This is a genomic window from Westiellopsis prolifica IICB1, from assembly GCF_004323185.1.
Lineage (GTDB): Bacteria > Cyanobacteriota > Cyanobacteriia > Cyanobacteriales > Nostocaceae > Pelatocladus > Pelatocladus prolificus_A.
Window position 1 is genome coordinate 566,940 of record NZ_NAPS01000003.1, and the last position, 1,031, is coordinate 567,970.

Consider the following 1,031-nt stretch of genomic DNA (forward strand, 5'->3'; position numbering starts at 1 on the left):
TCCCCTATTACTTGCGCCAATTCGGCTACTGTCGGTGCATTAAACAAGCTACGCAACGGTAGTTCCACTTTCAGAGTGGTACGGATGCGTGATAGTAGTTGCGTTGCTAGTAGTGAGTGTCCTCCCAATTCAAAGAAGTTATCATGTATCCCTACTTGCTCTACTTTCAGCACTTGTGTCCAAACTAAGGCTAGTATTTCTTCTGTAGGCGTGCGGGGTGCAATAAATTTGTCCTGGAGTTGAGTGTGTAAGTCTGGCTTCGGTAACGCGCGTCGGTCTATTTTGCCGTTCGGAGTTAGCGGTAATGATTCCAGGATGACGAACCCACTTGGTACCATGTAGTCTGGTAGCTTCGATTTTAGGAATTGCCGTAGTTCTTTTGTTGTCGGTGTCTGCTCTGCCTGCGGTACGATGTAAGCGATTAGACGTTGATCTCCTGGGGTGTCACAGCGGGCGATGACACAACATGTCTGCACATGTGGATATTGGCTCAGTACGCTTTCAATTTCGCCCAATTCGATGCGGAATCCTCGTATTTTTACCTGGTTATCGATGCGTCCCAGGTATTCTATATTTCCATTCTCTGAGTACCGTGCCAAGTCCCCCGTTTTATATAATCTACTTCCTGTTTCCTTAGAAAATGGGTTAGGGATGAATTTTTCTTGTGTTAATTCTGGGTGGTTGAGATACCCTCGCGCTAAACCAGCACCACCTATATGTAATTCTCCTGGTACTCCCACTGGAACTGGTTGTTGATTTTGGTCAAGGATATAAACTTGTACGTTGTTAATTGGACGACCAATGCAAACTTTCTCCTGTTTGGGAGTGCATTTTGACATTGTGGTACAGATACTGGCTTCTGTGGGTCCGTAAGCGTTGAAAAAGTTTTTGACCGCAGACCATTGTCGCATCAGTTCAGTTGAACAAGCTTCTCCAGCGACAATGATTGTTTGCAATGTTGGAAGTTCTTCAGGGGGCAGGACTGCTAGCACCGATGGTGGTAGGGTGATATGGGTTATGCCATCATCGTT

Annotated in this window: 1 protein-coding gene; it reads right to left on the reverse strand. The window is 46.0% G+C overall.

Annotated elements, in window-relative coordinates; genetic code table 11:
• On the reverse strand, positions 1-1,031 hold a 1,031-nt coding region (locus tag B4U84_RS27515), incomplete at both ends, for a non-ribosomal peptide synthetase (RefSeq protein ID WP_165490372.1).